This window comes from Modestobacter sp. SYSU DS0875 (assembly GCF_054050915.1).
Genome location: NZ_JBJHAH010000022.1, coordinates 34822 through 57143, shown reverse-complemented (window position 1 = coordinate 57143; position 22322 = coordinate 34822). Strand labels below are relative to the sequence as shown.

Below are 22322 nucleotides of genomic sequence, written 5' to 3'. Positions count from 1 at the left end.
GGGCCCCGCGTGCGGGACGGACTGGCGCCGGGGTCTAGCGCCCCGCGCCCAACTGCGGGGCCAGCGAGCCACCTGCCGCGCGGTCACCCGGCACGTCGTGCACCACGCCGGCGCTCCCGCCGCCCCGCCGCTCGGACTCCGCGGCCGCGAGCAGCAGCCCACCGGGCAGGTACTCGATCCCGGTGGCCGCGCCGATCTCCGGGGTCTCGGTGAACGAGTGGCCCAGCGCCGCCAGCTCCTCCCCGTGGACGGCGAGGAACGCCGGCTCGGCCAGCACCGACTCGGTGTTGCGCTGGGTCGCCCGCGGGGCGGCGATCGCCTCGGCGAGGTCCATGTTCCGGTCGATCCGGTTGACCAGCGTCTGCAGCACCGTGGTGATGATCGTGCTGCCACCCGGCGAGCCGAGGGCCAGCACCGGCTCGCCGTCGTGCAGCACGATCGTCGGCGCCATGCTGCTGCGCGGGCGCTTGCCGGGAGCGGGCAGGTTCGGCTCGGGCACGGTCGGGTCGGCGGGGGCGAACGTGAAGTCGGTGAGCTCGTTGTTCAGCAGGAAGCCGCGACCGGGGACGGTGATCCCGCTGCCGCCGGTCTGCTCGATCGTCAGCGTGTAGCTGGCGATGTTGCCGGCCGCGTCACCGACGGTCAGGTGCGTCGTGCTCGGCCCCTCGGTGCCGCTCTCGCCCGCGGCGGCGTCCTCGGCGGGGCACGGGCCGTACCCACCGTCGGGGACACCGGCCGGCACCGGCTTGGCCAGCGCGGCCGCGGGGTCGATGGCGCAGGCCCGCTCGGCGGCGAACCCCGGGTCCAGCAGCTCGGCCAGCGGCACCTGGCTGTAAGCCGGGTCGCCGACGTAGGTGTTCCGGTCGGCGAACGCCAGCGCGCTGGCCTCCAGGTAGGTGTGCAGCACCGGGGCGTCGGGCAGGGAGCTGAGCCGGAACAGGTCCAGGACGTTCAGCGCCTCCCCCACCGTCGACCCGCCGCTGGAGGGCGGCGCCATGCCGTACACCTCCAGACCGCGGTAGTCGACCCGGGTCGGCTCGCGCCGTGGGGCGTCGTACCGCGCCAGGTCCTCCTCGGCGAGCAGCCCGGCCCGCACCTCAGCGGCGCCGTCGGCCTCCGGCGGGTCCTGCGCGGTGCGCACGACCTCTCCCGCCAGCTCGCCGGTGTAGAACGCGCCCACGCCCTCGGTGGCCAGCAGTTCGTAGGTGCCCGCCAGGCCGGGGTTGCGGAACACCGAGCCGACCTCCGGGGGCGCACCGCCAGGCAGGAAGAGGTCGGCGGAGGCGGCGAAGCGGGCGAACTTCTCCTGGTTCTCCGCGGTCTGCTCCCGGAAGGTCTCGTCGACGACGAAGCCCTCCCGGGCCAGCCTGGTGCCACCCTCCAGCGCCTCGCCCAGCGAGAGCGTGCCGAACTGATCCAGCGCGCGAGCCCAGGTCAACGGCGTACCGGGGGTGCCCACCGACAGCCCGCTCTGCACCGCCTCCGCGAAGGGCAGCGGCGCCCCCTCCCCGTCGAGGAAGGCGCCGGCCCCCATCGCGAGCGGTGCGGTCTCCCGGCCGTCGATGGTCGACACCGTGCGGCTGGCGGCGTCGTAGTAGACGAAGAACCCGCCGCCGCCGACCCCGGCCGAGTACGGCTCGGTCACCCCGAGCGCGGCTGCCGCGGCGACCGCGGCGTCGGCTGCGTTGCCGCCGTCGGCCAGCACCTCCAGGCCGACGCGGGTCGCGTCCGGGTCCACGGTGGCGACGGCGCCGCCGGTGCCGACCGCCAGCGGCTGCCGGTCCGGCACCGGGTCAGCAGCCGCCGGCCCGAGGGGGCCGCCGAGGACCAGCCCGGCGGTGAGCCCGGTGAGGGCCAGGAGGGTGGACCGTCGTCGTGGCATGGGAGCTCCTCGGGTCGCCAGCGGGCGACCCCACTGGACACCCGCGGCCCGACCCGGGCAACCACGGAGGGGCGCGCCCCGGCGTGTCCGCGGCGACCCGCCACGAACCGACCCCGCGGCTGCCCCGACCGTCTCCGGCCGGACCGGGTCAGGCGCGCACGTGCGGCGTCCGGCGGCGGGCGAAGAAGCGTTCGACCCGGCGCCACCGGTCCGGCGTCTTCTCCGGGTCCAGCACCTCGGTCTCGGCGAGCGACCGGTCGACCGGACCGAGCTCGGGCGACTCGAAGAGCACCAGCGACCGGCCGGTCGGCCGGCGCAGCCGTTCGACGCCGCGCACCAGCGAGCCGGTGTCGGCGATCGCGGCCGCCACCTCGTCCGGGTGGCACCCCAGGTGCTCGGCGAGCAGCCGGTCCCGGAAACCGGTGATGGTGGCGGCCACCTCCTCGGCCCCCGGCTCGTCCGCCACCGCCTCGATCGCCAGGTCGCACTCGGTGTCCAGCCCCATCGACCGGTTGTTCAGGTTGCTGGACCCCAGGCGCAGCAACCGGTCGTCGACGACGGTCACCTTGGCGTGCACGTAGATGTCCTGGCGCTGCTCGGTCACCGGCGTGTAGAGCCGGAAGCGGTCGTGCACGTCCGCGTCGCTCAGCAGCTGCAGGGCCCGGGCCCGCGCGGTGCCCATCGCCTTCTCCGAGAGCCAGCCGTCGGCCGCCCGGGGGTTGACCACCACGAACTCCGGGCCGTCGGGCTCACCCAGCCGCGCCGCGATCGCCTCGGCGATCCGCGGGTTGGCGAAGTACTGGCTCTCCACGTAGACCATCCGGCGTGCCGCGGCGATCGTCGCCAGCCACAGCAGCTCGATCTCGTGCACCAGCTCGGTGCCGCCGTGCTCTGGCCGGGTGCGGGAGACCGCGACGTCGACGTCGGTGAACAGCGGCTCGACCTCCGCCGGCCAGCAGTCCCGCTCCTCGACCAGCGGCTCGAGTCGCTCCCCGGTGCCGCTCCGCCACCGCTCGCGGGCGAGCTCGGCGACCGCCCGCGCGGCGGGCCCGGTCATCATGCTGGTCGCGTCGTGCCACGGCCCGGTCGGCCGGCCGTCGCCGCGACCGGGGACCGGACGACGCCGGTGCGGGTTGACGTCCGCGTGGTCGGAGGTGTCCCAGCGGTCGGCGGTGACGTCGATGCCGCCGGCGAACGCCAGGCAGTCGTCGATCACCACGATCTTCTGGTGGTGCGCGCCCCCGACCGGGTGGTGGGTGTCGACGGCGAGGGTGAGCCGGTCGGGCGCGCGCCGGTCGAGGAGGACGATCGGCTGCAGCCCGCGGCCGAGCGCGCGCAGCATCCCCAGGTCCCACTGCAGGACCTTGATCTCCAGGTCGGGGTTCGCGCGCACCGCCCCTTCCAGGACGGCCCCGAGCCGGTCCTCCTCGGGCCGGCCGCCGTCGACCGGGTCGAGCCGGATGCGCGGGTCGAAGTCCCAGCCGATGAACAGCACCCGCCGCTCGGCCCGCAGCACCGCCTTCTTCAGGGTGGCGAAGTAGCCGGCCGCGTCGACGAAGACCGCGAACCGGGTGGCCCGGTCGATCCGCCAGCACGTCTCGCCGGGGATCAGCATCGGGGCGCTCTGCTCCGTCGGGCCGTCGCCGCGCACCGCGGACTGCCCGGGATCGGTGCCGGGCTCGGTCGTGGTCTGGCCGGGGTCCGTCACCCCTGCAGTGTGCCCGCCGACGGCGCCGCCCCGATCACGGGACCGGATCGGCGCGTCGGCCGGGCCCTCCGGCGGCCGGCTCGGGCGCGACCGACCGCGGACCGGGGGGCGTCGCACACGATCGGCTGTCCCGGCAGCCCGCGCCGGCCGGGCGTGATCGAGGTGACGGAATGGCCGCACCGGCGATCGACGCTGCGCGTGGCATGACCGTCAGCAAGAGCGCCGTGACCGCCGTTCCCCTGCACCCGCTCCTCGCGGAGCGGTGGAGCCCCCGCGGGCTGGACGCCGGTCACGAGCTCGGCGACGACCAGCTGGCCGCACTGCTGGAGGCCGCCCGCTGGGCGCCGAGCGCGAGCAACACCCAGCCGTGGCGGTTCGCGGTGACCCGCCGGGGCACCGCCGGCTTCGCCGCCGTGCGTGACGCCCTGGCCCCGGGCAACCAGTTGTGGGCGCACGCGGCGTCCGTGCTCGTCGTCGTGGCGGCCGAGACCGTCGGGGCGGACGGCCGTCCCCGCCCGTGGGCGGCCTACGACACCGGCCAGGCGGTCGCCCACCTGAACGTGCAGGCCCAGCACGAGGGCCTCGTGGTCCACCAGCTCGGCGGCTTCGACCGCGACCGGGTCGCCGCGCTGCTCCAGCTGCCGGGCACGGTCGAGCCGCTCGTCGTCCTCACCGTCGGCCGCCGGGACGACGCGGCCGAGCTGCCCGAGGCGCTGGCGGCCCGGGAGCGTGCCCCGCGGGAGCGGCTGCCGGTCGAGTCGCTGCTGCTGACGCTCCCCGCCGAGCTGATCGACGACGAGGCCTGAGGCCAGCAGCTCCAGGGCGCCGCCTCGGCACGGGTTCCCCGGTCGCGGCGCCCCACTCACCCCGACGCGCAGGTGCTCCTCCTGGACCGCTGCCTCCCGCTCCGGGGGCGCCGCGCCACCACCGTGGTGTACGAGCACGGGCACACCGTCCACGTCGGGGACACCCTGCCCCGGCCGCCTGTGCACCTGCTCGGCATGCGCAGGCGGGGGACAGCTCATCGGGCCGGGTGCGCCTGCCCGACGTCGACGAGCCCGAAGAAGTCGAAGTAGTAGGCGGCGTCTGCGGTCAGGAACAGGCCCACGAGGAAGATCACCGTCAGGACCAGGCCGCGACCGCCGTTGCGGAGCCGCGCGGCGTTGCGCTCGGCCCACTCCCGGAAGCGTGGCCCCCCTGCGGCACCCAGCACCGCGATGGCCAGCGGCGGCAGGACGACCACGACCCCGTACAGGACGAGCATCGGCACCCACGCGGACGCGGGCAGCCCGCTGCTCGAGATGAGGCCCACCGCCGCGAGGTAGGGCAGGGCCGTGGTCAGCTCGACCAGGGTGATCGCGACGCCCAGCAGGAACAGCTTCACCGCCGAACGGTCGAGGGACCGCTCCTGCCTCGCCTTGCGGGGGCGGGTCGGCGTGAGGACCCCGATGGCCAGGAGCACCAGTCCGGCGACCAGCTGGACCCGGTAGGCCGTGGGCCCCTCGGGCAGCCCACCGGTGGCCGACAGCAGCGATCTGACGCCGAGGACCAGGGCGGCCCCCAGCGCGACGTTCGCGGTCACGATGCCGGCCAGGTAGGCCCCCACCGGCTTCACGAGAGAGGTCCCGGAGGTGATCCCGCGCAGGGTCAGGAGGATGGCCACCAGGATCGCCGACGGGTTGAGGCTGTCGACGACGGCCAGGCCCAGGACGGGCAGCAGCACGGTCATCTGCCCGTCCTGGGTACGGGGTGGTCGGCGGGGGCTGCGAGCCACCGGTGCACCGGTGGCTCGGTCGTACTCGCGGCGCTCACTCCGCTGTGAGGAGGGAGTGATGCGGCGCGCAGCCGCGCGGGGACCAGTCCCCTGCCCCCGGCCACCCCGGCCGGGAGGGGTGACCGGGGCGGCGTGAGGCCGGTGCGGGCCGGGATGGTGGGCCGTCGACGCGGCATGCGGGCTCCTCCGACCGTCCGCAGGCGGGCAGTGGCCACCGGACCCTATGAGCCGCGCCGTACCAGTGGGCGGGTCGTGGCCTCTCTGATCGCTCCGCCTCCGCCCTGGTTCGCCGGTCGACCCGGGAGCCCTGGGCGCCGCGCTGCGGCCGCCGGACAGCGGTGGGCGTGACCGTGCGGCCTGCACCGCCGGCACGCGGCTGATGGTGCGCCCGGTGGACCACCGCCCCGCTCGACGGGGCTCTCGGGATCCCGGCCGGGTGTTGCCGCCACCGCTCGCGATGGGTGGCCGACGAACTCGCGACGGCCCACCGCCCACGATGCGGGTGCGCGCTCTCGGCTGAGCCTGCCGGTGCCCACCGGGGATGACGACCACCTCGATCCGCGCCGCCCACCACGGCCGGTCGTCGAGGCCGTACAGTTCCCGGTGATCGCCGTTGTGCCTCTGCCTCGTTCCCGGACGTCCGCAGTCGTCTCTGCCTGACGTTCCCTCTCGGTCCTGCCGGTCGGTACGGCGGTCCCGGTCCGACGACTGTCGCACCGGACAACCCCTACCGGGACGAGGACGACATGACCCAGGGCACCGTGAAGTGGTTCAACAGCGAGAAGGGCTTCGGCTTCATCGAGCAGGATGGTGGCGGCCCCGACGTGTTCTGCCACTACTCGGCGATCAGCGGTAGCGGCTACAAGTCGCTGGACGAGGCGCAGCGCGTCGAGTTCGACGTCACGCAGGGCCAGAAGGGCCCGCAGGCGGAGAACGTCCGCCCGATCTGAGCGATGTGACGAGGCCCCGGCGTTCCGCGCCGGGGCCTCGTCCGTTCCCGGGCCCGGTGCCCGGCCGACGGAACGTGCTCATCCGCCCGCCCACCCAGGAGGCATCCCATCGCCAGCCCCCGCTCCCGCTGCGCCGACGCCCACCTCGGGTGCACCTGCCGCGGCGACGCCGCCGTCCACGAGCAGCGCGCCCGCGAACGCGACGAGGCGCGCGCCCAGGCCGGCGACGTCGTCCCCTGCCCGGAGTGCGGCCGGCCCACGACGCCGTTCCAGCTGGTCACCTGGGGCAACTGCCGGGCCTGCCGCACCGCCCACTCCCGATCGGTCGAGCCGCTGCGCTGGTGAGCGCCGCCCACCGGCGGTGAGCGGGCGCCCACCGCCGGTGGGTCAGTCCCCGGCGGGCTCCGGCAGCGGCAGGGGTGCCACGGGCGCCGGCCGCGCCGCGAGCGCCTCGGTCAGCAGCGCGACCAGCGCCTCCAGCTGCACGTCCGCCGACGACTGCACCTCCTCGTCGGAGCCGTCGAGCGCCCGGGCGGCCAGCCCCGCCTTGCTGTCGATCAGCTCGGCGATCCGGGCGTCGATGGTCTGCGCGGCGATGATCCGCCAGGCGGTGACCGGCTCGGTCTGCCCGATGCGATGGCTGCGGTCGATCGCCTGGGTCTGCTCGGCGTCGGTCCACGAGAGCTCCGCGAGCACCACGTTGGACGCCACCTGCAGGTTCAGCCCCACCCCGGCCGCGGTCAGCGAGCAGACGGCGACCGCGACGCCCGGGTCGTTGACGAAGGCGTCGACGTTGCGCTGCCGCACGCCGGGCGTCTGGTCCCCCCGGATGGAGGAGAACCGCACCCCCTGCTTGGTGAACACCTGCTCGGCGGCGTCCATCACGTCGACGTGCTTGGCGAAGAAGACCACCTTGCCGGCGCTGCGCGCGAGCTGCGCGGCGTAGTCGGCGGCGAGCTCGGACTTGGCCTGGCCGATGCGGCGGAGCATGCCGAACACGTTGTCGCCGCTGCTGGAGGTCGTCGCGTCCTTGAGCTCCCAGCGGGCCACCGTGCGGACCAGATCGGCGTCGATGCCCTCGACCGGTTCACCCGACCGCCGGTTCGCCAGGGCCGTCTCGTACCGGTCGACCATCCGCCGGGCGAGGTCGCGCTCGGCCGCCCGGATCGACCGGCCGGCGGCGCCGTCGAGCTCCACGGGGAGGTCGGCGATCCGGCGGGCCGGGATGTCGGCGGCCACCTCGACCTTGCGGCGGCGGACGATGCCCATGTCGATCACGCACCGGCGGGCCGCGGCGTAGAAGCCCGGGTCGGCCGGGGTCAGGCCCACCTCCTCCAGCGCGTTCATCAGCTCGCCCAGCGGCTTGGCGTCGTCGATCCAGCCGAGGAACTGCCAGATCGCCCGGAAGTCCTCGATGTCGTTGATCAGCGGGGTGCCGGTCAGCGCCATGAGCAGCGGCCGCACGGTGCGGGTCCGGAGCCGCTCGGAGAGCTCCAGCACGTGCTGGGACCGCTGCGAGGTCTTGTTCTTGATGAAGTGCGCCTCGTCGACCACCATGCCGCGGAAGCCGAAGTCGCCCAGCCAGCCCACGTGCCGGTCGAGCACCTCGTAGTTGACGACGACGACGTCGGCGAAGCCGTCGACGGTCTCCCCGTTGCCGTGGATCACCGTCGCCCGGCGGCGCGGCGTCCAGCGGGCGGCCTCACGGGCCCAGTTCGTCTTGACCACGTTCGGCACGACCACCAGCAGCGGGTAGGCGTCGGCCGCCTCCGCGGCGAGCAGCGCCTGCGCCGTCTTGCCCAGACCGGGCTCGTCGGCCAGCAGGAAGGTGCGGTGCCCGGCGGCCGCGGCGGCGACCAGCTGCGCCTGGTGCGGCATCAGCTCGGCACCTCCCGGCAGGGGCCGGGCGGACGGTGCCGGCAGCGGCATGCAGGCGGCGTCCCCGCCGCCGGCGCGCTCGAAGGAGTTCAGCAGCGGGCCGATCAGCTCCCAGCCGGCCAGCCGGCGCGGCCGGGCCACCGGCGGCGGTGCCGCCGAGAAGTCCGGGGCGAGGAAGGGGTTCGCCAGCTGCCGGGAGATCACCGACTGCGGCACCACCCGGTGCTCGGGGGCCACGGCCGGCGCAGCAGCCGGCGCGGGCTCCGGGTCGGGCTCGGGCTCGGGCTCGATCCCCACCGACCGGAGCATCTCCTGCTGCAGCGACCGGGCGGCCCCGGTGACGACGGCGTCGTCGGCCAGCAGCGCGAGGAGCCCCGGGTCGCGCACCGCGGTCTTGGCCAGGATCGTGCCGATCCCGTCGATCCGCTTGAGCTGGTCGGACCGGGCGGCGGAGCTGAGCGTCTCGTCGGCGCGCACCCGGGCGTGCTCCTCGCGCACCATCAGGGCGACGACCTGGAACTTGGTGCGCACCGCAGGGGTGACGCGGCCCGCCTGGACGGCGGCCTCCACCGATCGGACGGTGCGGGACAGCAGCGTGACCACGTCCCCGGGGACCCGTCGCTGGTTCCGCGGGGCCGCACGTCGCTGGCCCGTCGAGCGCTGGCCTGATCGGCCCAAGACTCCTCCTCTGGGTGCCGCGAGCCGAGTGGCCCACGGCACGGTGCCGCGCACCGTCCCGCGACCGGACGACGGTCGTTCCCGGAGGCGGCCTCCGGTGACCACCCCGAGCCGTGACCCGGCCCGGGGGATCCGGCGAGGGATCGACGCCGCGGCGCCCTGACGCCCGGCCCTCGACGAGGACCCGGAGCCGCCCGTCGACGATCGGGCCGACATCCGCACGCAGGACGTCGTCGCGAGACACGCGGCACGTGCCGCGCGATCGGTGCTCCCCCGAGGCTACCGCCTGACGGGCTCGCGGGCAGCGCGCACCGCCCGGCCGGTGCTCAGGAGGGCCGGAGCCACCCCCGGGACGACCATCGGGCCGTCGTCCCCCCGGTCAACCCAGCGCGACGGCCGCCACCGGCACCGCGACGAAGACACCACCGGCGTAAGCCGGCATGGCCCACGGCTGCCTGGCCACGAAGGAACCGAGCGCCTCCGCCAGCCGGACCGGGATGTACCGGATCCTCGGCACCGGGTAGATCAGGGCGACGGCGAAGACGTTGAACAACACGTGGACCAGCGCGATGACCAGCCCCTCCGGCTGCCCGGTGGCCAGCGCTGCCAGCAGCGCCGTGGCCGTGGTGCCCAGGTTGGCCCCGATGGTGATCGGATAGGCGTTGCGCACGGTCAGCACCCCGGCGGCCACCAGGGGCAGCAACGTCACCGTGACGATCGAGGAGCTCACCACCAGGATCGCCGCAACCGTGCCGACGCCGATGCCCATCAGCCCGCCGGCCTTGCTCACCGAGCGGTTCGCCTTCTCCTGCAGCGGCCCGGTGACCACCGCCCGCATGTTCTTGCTGATGTAGCGGATCGTCACGTACAGCGCCGCGATCCCGAGCACCAGCATGACGGTGCCCAGGAACGCACCGGCGGGGATGACCGCACCCAGCACCGTCCCGACCGCCGCATTGGCCGGGTCGGTCGCCATCGCGAGCGGACTCTGCAACTCCGCACCGCCGACGCCGGCACCGGCGACGACGCCGGCGAGCCAGCGGGCCGCCGAGGACAGGAAGCCGGTGAGCAGCTCGAGCGGCAGCAGCAGGAGGACCGCGAAGAAGTTGAACAGGTCGTGCATCGTGGCCGCCGCGACGACCTGCTTGAACTCGTTCCGGCGCCGCATGCTCACCATCGTCACCAGGGTGTTGGTCACGGTGGTGCCGATGTTGGCGCCCATGACCATCGGCACGGCGAGCTCCACCGGGATGACCCCGGCCGCCACCATGCCCACGATCGCGGACGTGGACACCGAGGAGGACTGCACCAGGATGGTCGCCAGCACGCCGGCGAAGAGCCCGGTCAGCGGGTTGCTCACCCCGGCGAGCACCGCGTCGTTGAACCCCTCGCCCATCTGGGCGATGCCGTCCTCCACCACCCCCACCCCGACCAGGAACAGGTAGAGCAGCAGGATGGCCAGGGCGGCGCGGCCAACCACCTGCCCCCGGCTCATCCGCTCCGTCGGTGCGGCGTCGTCCGTCGGTGCGGTGGCGTCCGTCGGTGCGGTGGCGCCCGTCGGTGCGGTGGCGTCCGTCGGTGCGGTGGCGTCCGTCGGTGCGGTGGCGTCCGTCGGTGCGGTGGCGTCCGTCGGTGCGTCATGCTGCCGGTCGGTCACAGCGGTCCCCCCTGGGTCGGTCCTCGACGCCCCGGGGGCTACCCGCCCGGGCGACGCCGGGGTGACGTCGAGCCGAACTGCGGGTGTCGGCCCCAGGGCCGGGAGCGCCGGGGGTCGCGGCCGGGACGCCCGGCTCCTTCGCCCAGCACGACCGTCCCCGGCGTGGGAACCTGCGCTCGTGACGCCAGGGGCGCGGCAGACGATCCAGCGGACGGCGAGCACGCGGTCCTACCGCGGCCAGTCGGTGCACGCAGCGCCCGGCGTGCACGAGTACGCGGTGACGCTGGTCCGCGCGGCGCTCCGCGAGGGCGGCCGGATCCTCGAGGTGGGCGCCGGGTCGGGGGCGCTGGCCCTCCGGCTCCGCGACGCCGGCTTCGACGTGGTGCCGACCGACCTGGACCCGCCGCACGAGTGGATCCACCGCCTGGACCTGGACCATCCGGAATGGACCGAGGAGACCCGAGGCCCCTTCGACATGGTGGTCTGCGTGGAGACCCTGGAGCACGTGGAGAACCCGCGCCAGGTGCTCCGGTCGATCCGGTCCCTGCTGCGGGTCGGCGATCGGCTGCTGGTCAGCACCCCGAACGTGACGCACCCGCACTCACGGCTGAAGATGTTCCTCCGTGGCGCCCCGTACATCTTCGGCCCGGAGCACTACTACCAGCCCGGGCACATCACGATCCTGCCCGACTGGATGCTCACCGAGCACGTGCGTCAGGCCGGCTTCGGCCGGATCGAGGTGACCACGGCCGGCAGCACCGAGTACCGCGGGCTCCGGCAGCTGGCCCACCGGGTGGAGATCGCCGCCCTCCGGCTCATCGGGCTCCGGCACCGCGCGGCCGACGGCGAGGGCGTCTGCACGTTCGTCACCGCGGTCGCGGCGTGACCGCCGCGCACCGGACGCCCCAGGTGTGCCACCGTCCGGCCGGCCCCGCCGCTCGTCGACCACGTCGTTCCTCGACTACGTCACTTGTCTCGGTGCGCCCGCGACGAGTGCGCGCCCCGTTCCCGTCATCCGCGCGATCCGGAGTGACGCAGCTCATTCCTACCGTGCATTGAGAGAGGTGGCCGGTCGATCCCGGCCGCCCACCGCCGTCCCAGCGACCCCTGCCAGGAGCCTCCCCCATGAGCCAGATGGTCACCCTCGGCGCCCCGCGTGCGGCAGCGTCCCCGATGCCCGGAACCCGGGACGTCGGCCGCCTGCTGGTGCAGTGCGACGACCGCCCCGGCGTCGTCGCCGCGGTCTCGACCTTCCTGGCCGAGCACGGGGCCAACATCATCGAGCTCGGCCAGTACTCCACCGACCCCGAGGGCGGGCGCTTCTTCCAGCGCACGGTCTTCCACCTCGACGGGCTCTCCGCGCAGCAGGAGCGGCTGGAGGCCGAGTTCGCCCAGGTCGCCGCCCGGTTCGAGCTGGACTGGTCGCTCACCCGGGCCGACGAGCCGAAGCGCGTGGGCATCATGGTCTCCCGCTACGACCACTGCCTGCTGGACCTGCTGTGGCGGGTGGGCCGCGGCGAGCTGGCGATGAACCCGATCATGGTGGTCAGCAACCACGCCGACCTGGCCGACGAGGTACGGGCCTTCGGCGTCCCGTTCATCCACGTCCCGGTGACCAAGGACACCAAGGCCGAGGCCGAGGCCCGGCAGCTGGAGCTGCTGCGCGGCAACGTCGACCTGGTCGTCATGGCCCGGTACATGCAGATCCTCAGCAGCACCTTCCTCGAGAACGTCGGCTGCCCGGTGATCAACATCCACCACTCGTTCCTGCCGGCGTTCATGGGCGCCAACCCGTACGTGCAGGCGAAGTCCCGCGGCGTGAAGCTGATCGGCGCGACGGCGCACTACGCCACCCAGGACCTCGACGAGGGGCCGATCATCGAGCAGGACGTCACCCGGGTGTCGCACGCGCAGACCTCGGCGGAGCTGCAGCGCCGCGGCGCCGACGTCGAGCGTTCCGTGCTCGCCCGTGCCGTCGCCTGGCACTGCGAGGACCGGGTGTTCCGGCACGGCAACGCGACGGTGGTGCTCTGATGGCCGCCACCCTGATGGACGGCAAGGCGCTGGCTTCCCGGGTACGTGAGCGGACGGCGGCCGAGGTCGCCGAGTTCACCGCGCGCACCGGGCGCGCACCGGGCCTGGCCACGGTGCTGGTCGGCGAGGACCCGGCGTCGGCGGTCTACGTGTCCAGCAAGCGGAAGCAGTGCGTCGCGGCCGGGATGACCGACCACCACCGGCTCCTGCCGGCGACGGCGACCCAGGAGGAGGTGGCCGCGGTCCTCACCGAGCTGGCCGCCGACCCCGAGGTCTCCGGGATCCTGCTGCAGCTGCCTCTCCCGAGCGGTCTGGACGCCGGCCCGCTGATCCAGCTCATCCCCGCCGCCAAGGACGTCGACGGGCTGACCACGCTCAGCGCGGGCCTGCTGGCCCAGGGACGCCCCGGCCTGCGCCCGTGCACGCCGTCCGGGGTGATCGAGCTGCTCGACGCCCACGACGTGCCTCTCGAGGGCGCCGAGGCGGTCGTCATCGGCCGCTCCGAGCTGGTGGGGAAGCCGGTCGCCCAGCTGCTGCTGCAGCGCAACGCCACGGTGACCGTCTGCCACTCGCGCACCCGCGACCTCGCCGAGGTCTGCCGCCGCGCCGACGTCATCGTCGCCGCCGCCGGCAAGGCCGGACTGGTGCAGGGCGACTGGGTCAAGGACGGCGCCGTCGTGGTCGACGTCGGCATCCACCGCACCGACTCCGGCCTGGTCGGTGACGTGGACACCGAGGCCGCCGCAGCGCGGGCCTCGCTGATCACCCCGGTGCCCGGCGGCGTCGGCCCGATGACCATCGCGATGCTGCTGCACAACACGCTGGTCGCCGCCCGCGCCCAGGCCGAGGCCGGCTGAGGCGGTCGTGCCCACCCGCGCGACATTTGACCCGTCCGCGGCTGCCGCACCCGGCCGCAGCGGTCCCGCCATTGCACTGTGCCGCCGGTCACAAGGTCGTCCCTATGGTGACCGTAGGACGAACGGCACCGGCCGGCCCGCCCAGACCCCGCCGCCCGCGCCCCGACCCCGGGCGCGCACCACACGAGGAAGGGACACGGAGTGAACAGGTCGCTTCCGCGCAATCCCGACACCCGCGCTGCCCTGCGCCGGACCTTCGAGACCCTCGGCTACGAGGTCATCCCGTTCAAGAAGACCGGGGACGACGTCCAGGAGCACGTGCCCACCGACGTGCGCCTGACGGTCACCGCCTCCCCCGCCAAGGGCATGGGGGCCACCGTCGACCTGGCCGTCCGGCTGACCAAGGCCGGCTACACCGTCGCCCCGCACCTGAGCGCCCAGCAGATCTCCGACCGGGCGCACCTGACCGACGTCATCGCCCAGGTGCGCGAGGCCGGCATCACCGAGGTGTTCGTGGTCGGCGGTGACCCCACCGACACCCCCACCGAGTTCCGGGACGCGCACGCGCTGCTGCTGGCGATGAAGGAGATCGGCCACCCGTTCACCGAGGTGGGCATCGGCGGTCACCCGGAGGGCCACCCGTCGGTCTCCGACGACGTGCTCTACGGCGCGCTCGCCGACAAGGCGCCCTTCGCCCACCACATCACCACGCAGATCTGCTTCGACAGCAAGCAGATCCTCGGCTGGGCCCGCGAGCTGCGCCGGCGCGGCATCGACCTGCCCATCCACATCGGCATCCCGGGCGCGGTGACCCGGCAGAAGCTGCTTCGGGTCTCCAACGGGCTCGGCGTCGGGGAGTCGGCGAAGTTCCTCAAGAAGCAGCAGAACCTGCTGTGGCGGTTCTTCCTGCCCGGCGGCTACAGCCCCGACGGGATCATCCGCGGCCTGGCCCCCTCGATCGGCGCGTCCGACCAGCGGATCGAGAAGTTCCACGTCTTCACCTTCAACGACCTGGCGCCGACCGAGGCGTGGCGGCAGCAGATGCTCGCCCGCCTCGCGGATCAGTAGGCCGGCACCACCGCACCATCCCGCCCGCACAGCCCCGCCGCCCTCCTGGACGGCACCGGGAAAACTCAACGACGAACGGACCCAGATGAGCGCCAAGAACCTGCAGGAACTGCTGGACCAGAAGGGCAACACCGTCGAGCTGCTGCGCGACTCGCAGATCGGCGCCTACATCTACCCCGTGGTGCCGGCGGAGTTCACCAACTTCCGGCGTGAGGTCAAGTCCTGGCAGAACACCGCCGTGCTGTTCGACCAGTCGCACCACATGTTCAACACCTACGTCCGCGGCGCGGACGCCCTCAAGCTGCTGACCGACACCGGCGTGAACAGCACGGCGAACTTCCCGGTCAACAGCGCCAAGCAGTTCGTGCCGGTCTCGCCCGAGGGCGGCGTCATCGGCGACGGCATCCTCTTCCGCCTGGCCGAGGAGGAGTTCGTCTTCGTCGGCCGCGCGCCGGTGGCCAACTGGCTGATGTTCCACGGCAGCAAGGGCTACGACGTCGAGCTGGAGAACGACCCCCGCTCGCCCTCGCGCCCCTACGGCAAGCAGGTGACCCGCAGCGTCTGGCGTTTCCAGATCCAGGGCCCGCGCGCCTGGGACGTCATCGAGAAGCTGAACGGCGGCCCGGTCGAGCAGCTCAAGTTCTTCCGGATGAGCACCATGAACATCGCCGGCAACCAGGTGCGCACCCTGCGCCACGGCATGGCCGGCGCCCCGGGTCTGGAGATCTGGGGCCCGTACGAGACCTACGACCAGACCCGCGAGGCCATCCTCGAGGCGGGCCAGGAGTTCGGCATCGAGCCCTGCGGCTCGCGCGCCTACTCCAGCAACACGCTGGAGTCGGGCTGGATCCCGTCGCCGCTGCCCGCCGTCTACACCAGCGAGGGCCTGCGCGAGTACCGCGAGTGGCTGCCCGCCGACGGCTACGAGGCCACCAACGCCCTCGCCGGCAGCTACGTGTCGGACAACATCGAGGACTACTACCAGAACCCGTGGGAGCTGGGCTACGGCGGCTTCGTGAAGTTCGACCACGACTTCATCGGCCGTGACGCGCTGGAGGCGGTGGACAAGGAGAGCCAGCGCCGCAAGGTCACGCTGGAGTGGAACGCCGAGGACGTCGCCAAGCTGCTGGCCTCGCCGGTCGACAAGAACGGCCCCGGCTACCAGTTCTTCGACCTGCCGAACGCCAACTACGGCTCGTCGAGCTTCGACCGGGTCGAGGACGCCGACGGGAGCCTGCTGGGCCTGTCGATGTTCACCGGCTACAGCTCCAACGAGCGGGTCGCGCTGTCCCTGGCGACCGTCGACCCGAGCGTCCCCCACGGCGCCGAGGTCCGGGTCATCTGGGGCGAGCCGAACGGCGGCAGCAAGAAGACCACCGTCGAGCCGCACGAGCAGTTCAGCGTGCGCGCCATCGTGAGCCCGGCGCCGTACACCGCCATGGCCCGCGAGAGCTACCAGCCCGGCTGGCGCACCGGCGACTGACCTGACCGGCCGGTCGCACCAGGGGCCGGGGAGCGCTGCAGCCGCAGCGTTCCCCGGCCCCTGGTCGTTGCGGGCGCAGGCCACCGGCCGCTCGCCCTCGTGATCACCCCGCGCCCATCGGGGTCATCCCGGCTCCGAGGCCCCGCTGGGCCCGATGTGATCACGCACCAGCGCCGGCCCGGCGCCGCGATCAGCTCCCGGTGACGGCGGCCAGGATGCGCAGGGCGTCGGCGGTGCCGGCCACCTCGTGCACGCGCACACCCCAGGCACCGGCCTGCGCGGCCAGCACCGAGGTGGCCAGGGTCGCCGGGTCGCGCTGCTCCGCCGTCCGGGTGACCCCGCCCTGCTCGGTGAGCACGGCCTGCAGGAACCGCTTGCGCGAGGCGCCCACCAGCAGCGGCAGGCCCAGGTCGACCAGCGCGTCGAGGTGCCGCAGCAGGGCGACGTCGTGCTCCGGGCGCTTGGCGAAGCCCAGCCCGGGGTCGAGCACCAGGCGGCCGGCGTCCACGCCCGCCGCGACGGCGGCGTCGGCCCGCGCGGTCAGCTCCCGGCGGACCTCGGCGACGACGTCCCGGTAGCGGGCCGCGGCGTACATGTCCCGGCTGTGGCCGCGCCAGTGCATGAGCACCCAGGGCACCCCGGCGTCGGCGACCACGCGGGCCATCGCCGGGTCGGCCAGCCCGCCGCTGACGTCGTTGACCAGCACCGCACCCGCGGTGATCGCCGCCTCGGCCACCGCCGCCCGGGTGGTGTCCACGCTGACCGCCACGCCGGCCGCGGTCAGCTCGGCGACCACCGGCACCACCCGGCGCAGCTCCTCGGCGACCGCCACCCGGTCGGCGCCGGGGCGGGTCGACTCACCACCGACGTCCACGACGTCGGCGCCGTCGGCGGCCATCGCCAGGCCGTGGGCCACGGCGGCGTCCGGGGTCGACCACAGCCCGCCGTCGGAGAACGAGTCCGGGGTGACGTTGAGGACGCCGAGCACGGCGCACCGGCCGGACCGACGGAGCAGCGGGTGGGCCAGCGGCGGCGCACTGGGCGAGTTCACGACGGTGGCCACGCGGTGCTCCCTGGGACGGGGCGGCGCCGGGCGGCCGCCGATCCGTCGACGCTACGGAGCCACCGTGCCCGGCGGATCGGGCCGCTGCCTCACCCGGACCGAGACAGATGACCCGTTCCCGGTGGATGCTCGGGGTGCCCCACGCCGGACCCGAGGAGCCGCATGCCCAGATCCGAGCCCGCCGTCCTGCGGCTGCCGTTCCGCGGCACCTGGCGTGCGGTGAACAGCCCGGCGCGACGGGTGCCCAGCCACGGCAGCCACCTGTTCGCCACCACCTACGCGATCGACTTCGTCGCCCTCGCCGGACAGGACACCGCCCGCACCCGCGACTGGCGGACGGCGCTGGCCACCGAGCCTCCGGAGCGGTTCGTCGCCTTCGGTCAGCCGGTCCTCTCCCCCGCCGCCGGCCGGGTGGTCACCGTGCACGACGGCGAGCCCGACCACGCGGCGCGGCGGTCGGCGCCGGCCCGGATGTCGTACGCGCTCACCCAGGCGTCGCGGGCCCGGGGCGGCGCGGGGGCGCTGGCGGGCAACCACGTGGTCCTGGCAGCCGGTGACGGTGCCTTCGTCGTCCTCGCGCACCTGCGCGCTGGGTCGGTCGGCGTGCGCGCGGGCCAGCACCTCGAACCCGGCGAGCAGGTCGGCGCGTGCGGCAACTCGGGAAACTCCACCCAGCCGCACGTGCACCTGCAGGTGATGGACGACGCCGACCCGTTCCGCGCCCGCGGCCTGCCGATCGTCTTCGCCGACCTGCGGATCTGGCCGGCGGGCGGCGGGCCGCCGGTCGACCTCGCGCGGGGCGTGCCCGGCGAGCACGACGTGGTCGAGCCGCGCTGACCCGGGCGGGCGCCCCACCGCCCCGCCCGGCAGGATGGACGGATGCCGCGCGAGCTCCCGCCCCTGCCCACGATGGTCGTCGGCAGCCTGCCGCAGCCCGACTGGCTGATCGACCGCGACCGCCTGGGCCACCAGTTCCCGCCGCGGGTCCGGGCCGCCGAGCTGTGGCGCATCCCCGTCGAGCACCTCGCTGAGGCACAGGACGACGCCACGCTGGCGGCCCTCCGCTCCCAGGAGGAAGCCGGGCTGGACGTGGTCACCGACGGGGAGATCCGTCGGGAGTCCTACTCCAACCACTTCGCCACCGCGCTGGCCGGGCTGGACCTCGACGACCCCGGGCACGTGCGCAACCGGTCGGGCATCGACATCCCGGTGCCCCGGGTGACCGGCGAGCTGCGGCGGCCGGCGCCGGTGCAGGTCGCCGACGTGCGGTTCCTCCGCGCGCACACCGACCGTGCCGTGAAGATCACCGTGCCCGGGCCGTTCACCATGGCGCAGCAGGCGCAGAACGACCACTACCCCGACGACCGGGCCCTGGCGCTCGCCTACGCCGACGTGGTCCGTGAGGAGATCGCCGACCTGTTCGCTGCCGGCGCCGACATCGTGCAGGTCGACGAGCCGTGGCTGCAGGCCCGCCCGGAGATCGCCCGGCAGTACGGCGCCGAGGCGCTCACCCGCGCGGTGGAGGGCGCCGCCGGCCCGGTGCACGTGCACCTGTGCTTCGGCTACGCCGCGATGGTCGCCGAGCGGCCGGCCGGCTACTCGTTCCTGCCCGAGCTGGCCGACGTCCCGGTCGCCGCCGTCTCGGTCGAGACCGCCCAGTCGCACCTGGACCCGGCGACGCTCCGGCCGCTGCGCGGGAAGGGCATCGCCCTGGGCGTGCTCGACCTCTCCACCCCGGAGGTGGAGACCCCGCAGGTGGTCGCCGACCGGGTGCGCCGGGCGCTGGACTCCGTCGACGTCGACCGGCTGCTGCTGTCCAGCGACTGCGGGCTGAAGTACCTGCCGCGGGAGTCGGCGGCGGGCAAGATGCGCTCGCTGGCCGAGGCCGCGGCGGTGCTGCGCGCCGAGCTGTAGCGGGTCAGGTGCCGCAGAAGGTGCGGTAGGGCCCGAACGTGTCCGGGGCCGGTGCGGCGTACCGCTCGAGGCCGGGCCGCTCGGCGAAGGGCCGCCTCACGACGGCGACCAGTTCCTGGAAGGGGGCCAGGTCACCAGCGGTGGCGGCGTCCAGGGCCTCCTCGACCAGGTGGTTGCGCGGCACGTACACCGGGTTGGTGCGGTCCATCAGGTCGGCGTCCGGGGCGAGCGCGCGCCAGCGGTCGAGCCAGGCGTCGAACGCGGCCAGGTCGAGCACCAGCCGGCGGGCCGGCTCCGCGTCGCCGCGCGCGGCGGCGCCGAGCGCGCGGAAGAACGACGTCCAGTCGACCCGGCTCTGCTGCAGCAGGGGCAGCAGCTCGTCGACGACCGCGGTCACCGCGACGTCGTCGAGCCCCTCGGGCAGGCCCAGCTTGGCGCGCATCCCGGCCGCCCAGGCGGCGTTGTACTCGGCGCGGAACCGGCCGAGGGCCTCGACCGCGATCGGCACGGCCTGCTCCTGCTCGTCGTGCAGCAGCGGCAGCAGCGCCTCGGCGAGCCGGGCGAGGTCCCACTCCGCGGCCAGCGGCTGGTTGCCGTACGCGTAGCGGCCGCCGGTGTCGATGGAGCTGTACACGGTGGCCTGGTCGTAGCCGTCGAGGAACGCGCAGGGGCCGTAGTCGATCGTCTCGCCGGAGATCGTGACGTTGTCGGTGTTCATCACCCCGTGCACGAAACCGACCAGCATCCACTGCGCCACCAGCGACGCCTGGGCGGCGACGACCGCCTCGAAGAGCGCCAGGTACGGCTGCTCGGCGTCGGCCGCGGCGGGGTGGTGCCGGGCGATCGCGACGTCGGCCAGCCGGCGGAGCAGGTCGACGTCGCCGGTGGCGCGGGCGTACTGGAAGGTGCCCACCCGCAGGTGGCTGCTGGCCACCCGGGCCAGCACCGCACCGGGCAGCAGGGTCTCCCGGCGCACGTCCCGCCCGGTGGCGGTGACGGCGAGCGAGCGGGTGGTCGGGATGCCGAGGGCGTGCATCGCCTCGCTGACCACGTACTCGCGCAGCATCGGCCCGACCGCGGCCAGCCCGTCGCCGCCCCGGGCGAACGGGGTGCGGCCGGACCCCTTCAGGTGCAGGTCGCGCGGGCGGCCACCGTCGTCGACGAGCTCACCGAGCAGCAGTGCCCGCCCGTCGCCCAGCCGGGGTGAGTAGTTGCCGAACTGGTGGCCCGAGTAGGCCTGCGCCACCGGGTGCGCCCCCTCGGGCACGGCGTTGCCCACGAGGAAGCGCACGCCCTCGGGGCTGCGCAGCCAGTCGACGTCCAGGCCGAGTTCCCCGGCCAACTGCTCGTCCAGGACCAGCAGCGTCGGGGCGGGCGCCTCCTCGGCCTGCCACGGGAGCGCCAGCTCGGGCAGCTCGCGGGCGAATCGGTCGTCGAGGCGGACGGTCGGTCCCGGGGCGATGCTCACCTCGTCCAGCGTACGAGCGTGCGCGGCTCCCGGCCGGGTCACCAGCTGCCGCCGCCACCTCCACCGGCCGCGCCGCCCACCGAGGTCGCGCCGGCGCCGCTGCTCACCGGCGGGGAGAGCACCGGGTTGTCCGGGGAGGAGAACGCGACCATGGCCGGCCACATCCCGGCGTACCCGGCGCCGTGCGCGGGCACGTACCACTCCGGCGCCGGTGCCGGGCCGGCCGCCTCCAGCGTCCGGGCGAACTCCTTCGCGACGCCCAGCGCGACCGCGTGCGGCAGGTACCGGGCGCGCGGGTCGCCCGCGAGGTCGTCGACCCGGCCGGCGGCCACCTGCGCCAGCCCGTCCGACGCGGCCAGGGTCTCGCGGAACGCCACCACCTGCTGGTGCACCTCCGCGCCGGCCGCCGTCCGCTGCGGCATCCGCCCGGCGAGGGCGAGCACGACCAGCCCGGCCAGCACGACGCCCAGACCGGCCAGCGCCCAGGTGGTGGTCGCCGCGAGCACGACGGTCAGGACGACGCCGAGGCCGAGCAGCGCCGCGCCCCGGCCGTACCAGCGGCGGCGCACGGCCGCTGGGCTGGCGGTGAACCAGCCGAGCTCGACCACGTCGGCGTAGATCGCCGAACGCACCCGTCCGTCGAGCCCGCCGAACCGGGGCTGCAGGTCCGACAGGGTGAGGACGTCGCCCTCGGCGAAGACTCCGTCCAGCAGCAGCCGCTCGTAGGAGCGCAGGCCCCGCGGGTCGGCCGCCGTGCGCACCAGCCGCCAGTCCGCCGGCGCGTCGTCGGCGTCCTCCCGCTCGTCGTCGGCTGCGACGCCGCCGGTCTCCTCGATCCGCAGGTGACCCCGGACGGCCAGGTCGAGCAGCGTGGCGGTCACCTCGTGCCGCTGGGCGTGTCCGTCGAGCACGGTGCCCAGCTGCGCGGGACGCCCGTCCTGCGGCGGGGTCAGCTGCGGCGGCACCGGGCCGGACGGCCCGCGGGGACGCCCGCGGCGGGCCAGCAGCAGGACCGGGCCGGCGAGGGCCAGCAGCGCGGCGAGAGAGAGGCCCACCGTGGCCGGGGTCGCCCGGAAGGCCTGCGCCGGGCTGAACGTGTCGTCGAGGACGGGCTCCGCGGCGGCGAAGGTGCCCGCCGGCCAGCGCCCGGCGACGGTGACGCCCTCCTCCGGCCCCAGCCCGGACGCCTGCGCGTGCAGCTCGCCGCCGGGCTCGACCGCCACCTCGCACGGGCTGCGCGACCCCTCGCCGCCGACGACGCAGTCCGCCTCGACCGGCGCGGCGCCCGCCGGTCCGGTGACCCGGACGTCGACGTCGTCGACGGGCACCTGCCAGCCGGTGCCGACGGCGTTCCACCGCAGCTCGTCGACCTCGGAGCCGGCGTCGGCGACGCCCGCGACCCGGTACTCGATCTCGTAGGTGTGCCGACCGCTGACCTCGGTGTCCTCGTCGCCGACCCGGATGGTCAGCACGCCGTCCTCGCGGGTCAGCTCGGTGTCCGCCGGGGCGCCGGTGGGGCTGTCGACGCTGACGTCGCTGACCGGGTGCAGCCGGTCGCGCGTCTGCTCGTGGGGCAGCCGCTCGGGGATCAGCCGTTCGATCCCGTGCCGTTCCTCGTCGCCGAAGTCGTAGTCGATCGTCTCGGTGATCCGCAGCGAGCCGTCGGCGGCCGCCTCGACCCGCACGTCGTAGGAGCGGATCGCCTCCGCCGGTCCGTCGCCGGTGCAGCCGCCCAGCAGCACCGCTCCGAGAACGAGCAGCCCGCCCGTCGCGAGTGCCCGCGGTGTACCCGTGCCGTCCATGCGCGCCCCGTCCTCCGTGCCACCTGCAGCCGACCGAGGATCGCCGTGCAGCGACGGCCGGTCAACGCGGCGGGCCGTGCGTGGGGCTCGCGCAGTGGGTAGGGCG

Annotated in this window: 17 protein-coding genes; 9 read left to right on the top strand and 8 right to left on the bottom strand. The window is 74.7% G+C overall.

Annotated features, from left to right (window positions below; genetic code table 11):
• Window positions 1–34: 34 nt before the first annotated feature.
• Window positions 35–1882: a gamma-glutamyltransferase gene (gene ggt / locus ACI79Y_RS14075; RefSeq protein WP_457159075.1), complete on the bottom strand. Its 1848-nt coding sequence runs from the start codon at window positions 1880–1882 to the stop codon at window positions 35–37.
• Between the two features lie 148 nt (window positions 1883–2030).
• Window positions 2031–3590 carry a phospholipase D-like domain-containing protein gene (locus ACI79Y_RS14070; protein ID WP_457159074.1) on the bottom strand — a complete coding sequence of 520 codons (1560 nt, stop codon included), beginning with the start codon at window positions 3588–3590 and terminating at the stop codon, window positions 2031–2033.
• Between the two features lie 203 nt (window positions 3591–3793).
• Between ACI79Y_RS14070 and ACI79Y_RS14065 the strand changes: the two genes are divergently transcribed.
• On the top strand, window positions 3794–4396 hold the full coding sequence (locus tag ACI79Y_RS14065) for a nitroreductase family protein (RefSeq protein ID WP_457159073.1): 603 nt from the start codon (window positions 3794–3796) through the stop codon (window positions 4394–4396).
• A gap of 215 nt (window positions 4397–4611) precedes the next feature.
• Here ACI79Y_RS14065 and ACI79Y_RS14060 read toward each other — a convergent pair whose 3' ends face one another.
• Window positions 4612–5319 (bottom strand): GAP family protein, encoded by a 708-nt coding sequence (locus ACI79Y_RS14060; protein WP_457159072.1) that lies wholly within the window; start codon window positions 5317–5319, stop codon window positions 4612–4614.
• Window positions 5320–6110: 791 nt separating this feature from the next.
• On the opposite strand from ACI79Y_RS14060, the gene ACI79Y_RS14055 reads away from it, so the two are divergent.
• On the top strand, window positions 6111–6314 hold the full coding sequence (locus ACI79Y_RS14055; protein ID WP_457076956.1) for a cold-shock protein: 204 nt from the start codon (window positions 6111–6113) through the stop codon (window positions 6312–6314).
• 387 nt (window positions 6315–6701) lie between these two features.
• Here ACI79Y_RS14055 and ACI79Y_RS14050 read toward each other — a convergent pair whose 3' ends face one another.
• On the bottom strand, window positions 6702–8762 hold the full coding sequence (locus tag ACI79Y_RS14050) for a DEAD/DEAH box helicase (protein WP_457159071.1): 2061 nt from the start codon (window positions 8760–8762) through the stop codon (window positions 6702–6704).
• A 487-nt stretch (window positions 8763–9249) separates the two neighbouring features.
• Window positions 9250–10527: a Na/Pi symporter gene (locus ACI79Y_RS14045; RefSeq protein WP_457159070.1), complete on the bottom strand. Its 1278-nt coding sequence runs from the start codon at window positions 10525–10527 to the stop codon at window positions 9250–9252.
• A 178-nt stretch (window positions 10528–10705) separates the two neighbouring features.
• Here ACI79Y_RS14045 and ACI79Y_RS14040 point away from each other — a divergent pair, with 178 nt between their 5' ends.
• From ACI79Y_RS14040 to ligM, 5 genes are all read left to right on the top strand, one after another.
• Window positions 10706–11413, top strand: coding sequence for a class I SAM-dependent methyltransferase (locus ACI79Y_RS14040; protein WP_457159069.1), 708 nt, complete (start codon window positions 10706–10708; stop codon window positions 11411–11413).
• Window positions 11414–11652: 239 nt separating this feature from the next.
• Window positions 11653–12561, top strand: coding sequence for a formyltetrahydrofolate deformylase (gene purU, locus ACI79Y_RS14035; RefSeq protein ID WP_457159068.1), 909 nt, complete (start codon window positions 11653–11655; stop codon window positions 12559–12561).
• The gene (gene folD, locus ACI79Y_RS14030; protein ID WP_457159067.1) at window positions 12561–13418 is read left to right on the top strand and encodes a bifunctional methylenetetrahydrofolate dehydrogenase/methenyltetrahydrofolate cyclohydrolase FolD; all 858 of its coding nucleotides are present in this window, start codon (window positions 12561–12563) and stop codon (window positions 13416–13418) included. The genes purU and folD overlap by 1 nt, the downstream gene beginning before the upstream one ends.
• A gap of 201 nt (window positions 13419–13619) precedes the next feature.
• Window positions 13620–14486: a methylenetetrahydrofolate reductase gene (locus tag ACI79Y_RS14025; protein ID WP_457159066.1), complete on the top strand. Its 867-nt coding sequence runs from the start codon at window positions 13620–13622 to the stop codon at window positions 14484–14486.
• A gap of 85 nt (window positions 14487–14571) precedes the next feature.
• On the top strand, window positions 14572–15969 hold the full coding sequence (ligM, locus tag ACI79Y_RS14020) for a vanillate/3-O-methylgallate O-demethylase (protein ID WP_457081269.1): 1398 nt from the start codon (window positions 14572–14574) through the stop codon (window positions 15967–15969).
• Window positions 15970–16159: 190 nt separating this feature from the next.
• Here the strand turns inward: ligM and folP are convergent, their stop codons facing one another.
• Window positions 16160–17032 (bottom strand): dihydropteroate synthase, encoded by an 873-nt coding sequence (gene folP / locus ACI79Y_RS14015; RefSeq protein ID WP_457159065.1) that lies wholly within the window; start codon window positions 17030–17032, stop codon window positions 16160–16162.
• A gap of 162 nt (window positions 17033–17194) precedes the next feature.
• Here folP and ACI79Y_RS14010 point away from each other — a divergent pair, with 162 nt between their 5' ends.
• On the top strand, window positions 17195–17869 hold the full coding sequence (locus ACI79Y_RS14010; RefSeq protein ID WP_457159064.1) for a M23 family metallopeptidase: 675 nt from the start codon (window positions 17195–17197) through the stop codon (window positions 17867–17869).
• A gap of 42 nt (window positions 17870–17911) precedes the next feature.
• Window positions 17912–18946: a 5-methyltetrahydropteroyltriglutamate--homocysteine methyltransferase gene (locus ACI79Y_RS14005; RefSeq protein ID WP_457159063.1), complete on the top strand. Its 1035-nt coding sequence runs from the start codon at window positions 17912–17914 to the stop codon at window positions 18944–18946.
• Window positions 18947–18950: 4 nt separating this feature from the next.
• Here the strand turns inward: ACI79Y_RS14005 and ACI79Y_RS14000 are convergent, their stop codons facing one another.
• Window positions 18951–20414 (bottom strand): protein adenylyltransferase SelO, encoded by a 1464-nt coding sequence (locus ACI79Y_RS14000; RefSeq protein ID WP_457159062.1) that lies wholly within the window; start codon window positions 20412–20414, stop codon window positions 18951–18953.
• 38 nt (window positions 20415–20452) lie between these two features.
• Window positions 20453–22216, bottom strand: a complete 1764-nt coding sequence (locus ACI79Y_RS13995; RefSeq protein ID WP_457159061.1) for a DUF2207 domain-containing protein — start codon at window positions 22214–22216, stop codon at window positions 20453–20455.
• Window positions 22217–22322: the final 106 nt, after the last annotated feature.